The organism is Bergeriella denitrificans NBRC 102155, from assembly GCF_001592185.1.
GTDB classification, from domain to species: Bacteria; Pseudomonadota; Gammaproteobacteria; order Burkholderiales; family Neisseriaceae; genus Neisseria; species Neisseria denitrificans.
Window position 1 is genome coordinate 1 of record NZ_BCWL01000139.1, and the last position, 5,888, is coordinate 5,888.

Genomic DNA, 5,888 nt, shown 5'->3' on the forward strand with positions numbered 1-5,888 from the left:
AAATTCAGTTCTTCGACTATATTTCGTGCACAAGGCAATCGGCGTACAATACGCAGTTTATGTTTTGATATTAATAAAGGGCTATGATGGCGGCGGCTTCGGTAAATGATAAGCAGTGGCTCAGTGTGATGGCGCTGGCGGTGGGGGCGTTTATTTTTAATACGACGGAGTATATTCCGATTGCGCTTTTGAGCGGCATCGGGCAGAGCTTTGGGAAAACGCCGACGGAAGTGGGGGTGATGATTACGGTGTATGCGTGGATTGTCGCGCTGCTGTCGCTGCCTTTGATGCTGTTGACGAAGACGTTTGAGCGGCGCCGTTTGCTGCTGGTGTTGTTTGCGCTGTTTGTGGCGGGGCATGTGGTGTCGTTTTTTGCGTGGAATTTTACGGTGTTGCTGGCGGGCAGGGTGTTGGTGGCGTTGACGCATGCGGTGTTTTGGTCGATTACGGCGGCTTTGGTGATTCGGGTGGCGCCCAAGGGTAAGGGTAATCAGGCTTTGGGTTTGCTGAGTACGGGTACGGTGATGGCGATGGTGGCGGGGATTCCGCTGGGGCGTGTGATCGGGCAGTATTTCGGTTGGCAGGTGAGTTTTTTGCTGATTGGTGTGTGTGCGGCGGCGGTGATGGTGATTTTGGCGAAAAATCTGCCGCTACTGCCGAGTGTGAACAGTGGTTCGTTGGCGAGCCTGCCGCTGTTGGCGAAACGTAAAAATCTGATGTTGCTTTACGGGTTTACGGTGTTGGTGATTACGGCGCATTTTACGGCGTATAGCTATATTGAGCCGTTTGTGCTGGGTGAGGGTGGTTTTGCGCCGGAGCAGGTAACGGCGGTGCTGGGGGCCTACGGTTTGGCGGGGTTTGCGGCTTCTTATGTGTTCGGTAAGTGGTTTGCGCGTTGGCCGCGGGTGTTTTTGGTGTGTGCGGCGGCGGTGGTGATGTTGATGATGCTGTTGCTGCTGCCTGCGGCGGCTTCGGCTTGGGCGGTGTATGTGCTGTGTTTTTTGTGGGGGATGGCGATTGCGGTGGCCAGCTTGGCGATGATTTCCAAGGTGTTGGACTTTGCTGCGGATGCAACGGATGTGGCTTCGGCGATTTATTCGGGTTTGTATAATGTGGGCATCGGCGGCGGGGCGCTGCTGGGGCATTATGTGACGGTATGGTTCGGCTTGAAGGGGATTGGTTTGGCCGGTGCGGGTTTGGCGGCTGCGGCGGTGCTGCTGGCTTGGCTGATTGTGGGTCGGGAAGATTTTTCGGGGAAGTGATATGTGTTGATATAGAAAAGCCGTCTGAAAGTGTTTTTCAGACGGCTTTTTTGTACCTGCAAAGGGATTATTGTGCTTTCAGCCCGGCGATGCATTGGCGGTCGCGTGCTTCGAAGGCTTCGGAGCCGCCGAGCAGATCGAGTTGCTCTTGTGCGCTGATTTTGCTGAAGTTTTCAACTTGTTGGTAGCTGAGTTTTTCCAGCGGCTCTTCCCACATGCAGACGCAGTAGTCGGCGACGACGGCCTGGCTTTGGTCTTCTAAGCCCCGTGCTTTCAAATCGGCTTGCCATTTGTCGGAAAACGGGATGTTTTTGATGCAGGAATCAATCACGCTTTGTTTGAATTCCGGCTTGGTCATGGCGCATTTCGACAGGAAGAAGAAGCTGACCAGCATGGCCATGATAATCCAGCCCCAGATGCGGACGGTGCGGATTTTGGCCTTGGCTTTTTTGGCTTTGGCTGCTTGTTCTTCCGGTGTGAGTCCGGGTTTGTTTACATCAGTCATGCAGGCTTTCCATGCGGATCATGGTAATGGGCACTTCCACGCAATCCAGTGCTTCGATGGCGGCGATGGCGGCTTTGATGTTTTTCTCGACCGTGCTGTGGGTGAGAATGACGATTTCGGCGGTGGTTTTGTCAATCACGCCTTTCTGTATCAGTGCTTCGATGGACACTTGGTTGTCGGCCAGGAGGCCGGCGATTTTGCCGAGCGTGCCGGGTTTGTCTTCCGCCTGTACGCGCAGGTAGTAGCTGCTGACGACTTCGTCCATAGGCAGGATGGTTTGTGCTTGAACTTCGTCGGGTTGTACGGCCAGATGCGGTACGCGGTTTTCTGTTTCCGCACCAATCAGGCGGGCGATGTCGATGATGTCGGCCACTACTGCGCTGGCGGTCGGCAATGCGCCCGCGCCTGCGCCGTAATACAGGGTTTCGCCGACCATATCGGCGTTGACGCGCACGGCATTCATCACGCCGTTGACGTTGGCCAGCAGGCGGCGCTCGGGAATCAGGGTGGGGTGGACGCGCAATTCGATGCCTTTGCCGGTTTTACGGGTGATGCCCAAGAGTTTGATGCGGTAGCCCAATTCTTCGGCGTATTTGATGTCGCGGCTGTCGAGCTTGCTGATGCCTTCCAGATAGCAGGAGGCGAAGTTCATCGGTGTACCGAATGCCAGTGCGCTCATGATGGTGATTTTGTGGCCGGCATCGTGGCCTTCGATGTCGAAGGTCGGATCGGCTTCGGCATAGCCCAATGCCTGCGCTTCTTTCAATACATCGGCAAACGCGCTGCCTTTTTCACGCATTTCGCTCAGGATGAAGTTGCTGGTACCGTTGATGATGCCGGCGATGCTGCGGATGCGGTTGGCCGCCAGGCCTTCGCGCAGGGCTTTGATAATCGGGATGCCGCCGGCGACGGAGGCTTCAAACTGCACCATCACGTTTTTTTCTTCCGCCAGCGGGAAGATTTCGTTGCCGTATTCGGCCAGGAGTTTTTTGTTGGCGGTGACGATGTGTTTGCCGTGGGAAATGGCTTCAATCACTGCGTCTTTGGCCGTATCGGTACCGCCGAACAGCTCGACCACGACATCTACGTCGTCGCGGCGCACCAGGGCAAATGGGTCGCGCTCGAAGGCTGCGGTAGGGCAGATGGCTTTGGCGCGCGCTTCTTCGCGGGCGCACACGGCGGTAATGGCGATGTCGCGCCCCAGGCGGCGGCTGATTTCCGCAGCATTATCCTGCAAAACGGCAGCCGTGCCGCCGCCGACCGTGCCCAAACCTAAAATACCGATATTGACTGGCTTCATTGTGTCTCCTTATTCAGCCGTATTCCTGATAGACCATATTGACGCAGCATCCATGGCGGACGGAGCGCGGCGGCCTGATGCGCTGTGGGGCGCGGCCCGGCCGGTCCGTATGCTTTGAGCATGGCCGTGGTATGATGCTGCGCGCCCGGCCGCCGCGTATCCGGCAACTTGCCAAGCGGCGGCGCGGGTAGTAAAGTTTCCAATCCTACCCGAAATTACCTGTTTTTGCACCTTTTTTACCGATGGATTTTTGGTTATGTTGATTGAGGAACACGCGCCCGCAGGGGCGGAGCTTGGCGCTTATGCGCCCGGATGCATCGAAATCGGCGGCCGGGTTTATACCGAAGCCGTGGTGTGGCGGCCTGAGGGCGTCAGCCGCGCGGCGGCGGAAACCCCCGCCGATTTGACCGCCGTTGATTTGCTGTACTCGGAGGGCGGGGCCTTGCCGGAAGTGGTGATTGTGGGCACGGGCGCCAAGCAGCAGTTTCTCCACCCGAAAATCGCCGCCGCGCTGGCTGCCGAGGGCGTGGGCTTGGAATGTATGCGGACGGACGCGGCCTGCCGTACTTTGCTGCTGCTACGGGGAGAGGGGCGCAGCGTGTGGGCTTGGCTGTGGCCTTGAGCTTGGGGCCGTGTGGTTTGCGTGCGTTTTCAGACGGACTTTGCCGCTGCGTGAGGCCGTCTGAAAAACGGCGGTGTGTGCTGAAATAACGGGCATTTCTTTTAGCGGGAATGCTGCGATTTTTTAATTATGGAAAACCATTTGATTATTGCTTTCGGCTGGCTGATGGTGTTGTGCCTGTTTGCCATCAGCGCGGCGGCTTTTTTATGGCGCGGCCTGTCGCATCTGCGCGTGCTGCGGCGCAGGGAACATCTGATGCTGGCGGCGGTGTTTGCCGTGGTGGCGTTTCAGATGTTCTGCATTGCGCGGGTGAGCGGCCATGCGCCGGATGCCGAGCCGGATTGGGTGTTTGTATCGCTCATCGGTATTCCGCCGCTGGCGACGGGCTTGCTGCTGTTTCTGTTTGCCCAATGGCAGCAGAAAGTCAGGGCGTTGAACGAGCTGGTGATTGTCTTGGGCGCGGCGCACGTAGCCAGGATGATGGTGCTGGCGGATTTGAACGTGCCGATTTATATGCGGATTGTGGCGAATATGGTGTATCTGATTCTGCCGTCGTTTGCGGTTTATCAGATGACCAAAAAATCCGGATAGATTTGGTGCAATGCCGTCTGAAAACACGATATAACCAAACACCATAAGAAAAGCAAAAACCATTCTTTCCGCTTTTTTCAGACGGCCTTTAAGATGGCGGCTGATTTCAGATAAAAGCGAGAATACGCCATGAGCCACTATCCGATGTTTGCCGATTTGGGCGGCCGCGCCGTTTTGCTGGCGGGAGCCGGGCAGGTTGCCGAACGCAAGGCCGAGAGCCTGATGCGGGCCGGCGCCGCCGTCAGAGTGGTGGCAGACGCGCTCAGCCCGCAGTTTCAAAGTTGGCTGGCAGAAGGGCGGATAACCTGGCTCGGCGGCGCGTTTCAGGAAGATTTTTTAAACGAAGTCTTTTTGGCGGTTGCCGCTACCGACGACGAAGCATTAAACCGGCGCATTTTCCAAGCCGCCGAAGCGCGCGGTAAATTTTGCAATGTGGTCGATACCGCCGATTTGTGTTCGTATATCGTGCCCGCCGTGATTGACCGCAGCCCGATTAAAATCGCCGTATCCAGCGGCGGCACCGCGCCCGTGTTGGCACGCAAATGGCGGCAAATCATCGAAATGCTGGTGCCGCTGCACACGGGCAGAATGGCGGAAATCGCCGGAAGATGGCGTGGCCGCGTCAAAGCCGCCACGCCGGACATCGGCGCGCGCCGCCATTTTTGGGAAAAACTGTTCGACAGCCGCTTCAGCACCCTGGCCGCGCAGGGCGATACCGCCGCCGCCGAAGCCGAGCTGGCGGCACAGCTGGCCGGCTATCAGCCGCATCAGGGCGAAGTGGTGCTGGTCGGCGCAGGGCCGGGCGATGCCGGGCTGCTGACCGTACACGCCCTGCAGGCGGTGCAGGCGGCGGACGTGGTGTTTTACGATGCGCTCGTGTCCGACGAAATCATGGCCGTGGTGCGTAAAGACGCCGAAAAAATCAGCGTCGGCAAACGCGCGGGCTGCCACCATGTGCAGCAGGAAGAAACCAACCGCCTGCTGGTGGAATACGCACAGGCCGGCAAGCGCGTGGTGCGGCTGAAAGGCGGTGACCCGTTTGTATTCGGACGCGGCGGCGAAGAAGCGCAGGTGTTGCGCCGCGCCGGTATCCCTTACCGCATCGTACCCGGCGTGACCGCCGCACTCGGCGCCACCGCCTACGCCGGTATCCCGCTGACCCACCGCGACTGCGCCCAAAGCGCATTGTTTGTGACCGGCCACAGCAAGCACGATGGCGAACAGCCCGACTGGCGCACGCTGGCGTTGAGTAATCAAACGCTGGTGGTGTATATGGGCACGCTGCGCGCATCGGTTATCGCCGAAAAACTGATCGAATACGGCCGCAGCCCCGATACCCCCGTGGCCGTCATTTCCAACGGCACGTTGCCGCATCAGAGCGTGCAGACCGGCCGTCTGCAAGATTTGCCTGCGCTGGCAGAACGCGCCCCGCGTCCCGCGCTGATGGTTATCGGCGAAGTCGCCGCCTTGCGCGATGAGTTGAAATGGTTTGGCGAAGCAGCGTGATGAAGTGATAAAAAGGCCGTCTGAAAAAACGTGGTTTTTCAGACGGCCTTTTTGTATGGGCTGTGCCATTGGGTAGGCGCGTTGGCTGTACGGGGAAGAGGG

6 protein-coding genes are annotated in these 5,888 nt (G+C 58.1%); 4 read left to right on the plus strand and 2 right to left on the minus strand.

The genetic code is table 11. From position 1 onward, the window contains the following. The first annotated feature begins 86 nt into the window (after positions 1 to 86). Positions 87 to 1,262 (plus strand): sugar transporter, encoded by a 1,176-nt coding sequence (locus BDE01S_RS07660; protein ID WP_066079703.1) that lies wholly within the window; start codon positions 87 to 89, stop codon positions 1,260 to 1,262. A 67-nt stretch (positions 1,263 to 1,329) separates the two neighbouring features. Here BDE01S_RS07660 and BDE01S_RS07665 read toward each other — a convergent pair whose 3' ends face one another. Together BDE01S_RS07665 and BDE01S_RS07670 are read right to left on the minus strand one after the other, a co-directional pair. Beyond that, positions 1,330 to 1,767 carry a hypothetical protein gene (locus BDE01S_RS07665; protein ID WP_066079688.1) on the minus strand — a complete coding sequence of 146 codons (438 nt, stop codon included), beginning with the start codon at positions 1,765 to 1,767 and terminating at the stop codon, positions 1,330 to 1,332. Continuing rightward, positions 1,760 to 3,067: a homoserine dehydrogenase gene (locus tag BDE01S_RS07670; protein ID WP_066079691.1), complete on the minus strand. Its 1,308-nt coding sequence runs from the start codon at positions 3,065 to 3,067 to the stop codon at positions 1,760 to 1,762. Before BDE01S_RS07670 ends, BDE01S_RS07665 begins: the two co-directional genes overlap by 8 nt. Before the next feature lie 256 nt (positions 3,068 to 3,323). Between BDE01S_RS07670 and BDE01S_RS07675 the strand changes: the two genes are divergently transcribed. The 3 genes from BDE01S_RS07675 (at position 3,324) to cysG (ending at position 5,786) form a co-directional block, all read left to right on the plus strand. Continuing rightward, positions 3,324 to 3,689, plus strand: a complete 366-nt coding sequence (locus tag BDE01S_RS07675) for an Mth938-like domain-containing protein (RefSeq protein WP_066079694.1) — start codon at positions 3,324 to 3,326, stop codon at positions 3,687 to 3,689. Positions 3,690 to 3,830: 141 nt separating this feature from the next. Then, entirely contained in the window at positions 3,831 to 4,280 is a 450-nt protein-coding gene (locus BDE01S_RS07680) for a hypothetical protein (protein WP_147283869.1), read from the plus strand. Between the two features lie 129 nt (positions 4,281 to 4,409). After that, positions 4,410 to 5,786, plus strand: a complete 1,377-nt coding sequence (gene cysG / locus BDE01S_RS07685; protein ID WP_066079700.1) for a siroheme synthase CysG — start codon at positions 4,410 to 4,412, stop codon at positions 5,784 to 5,786. The last annotated feature ends 102 nt before the right edge of the window (positions 5,787 to 5,888 follow it).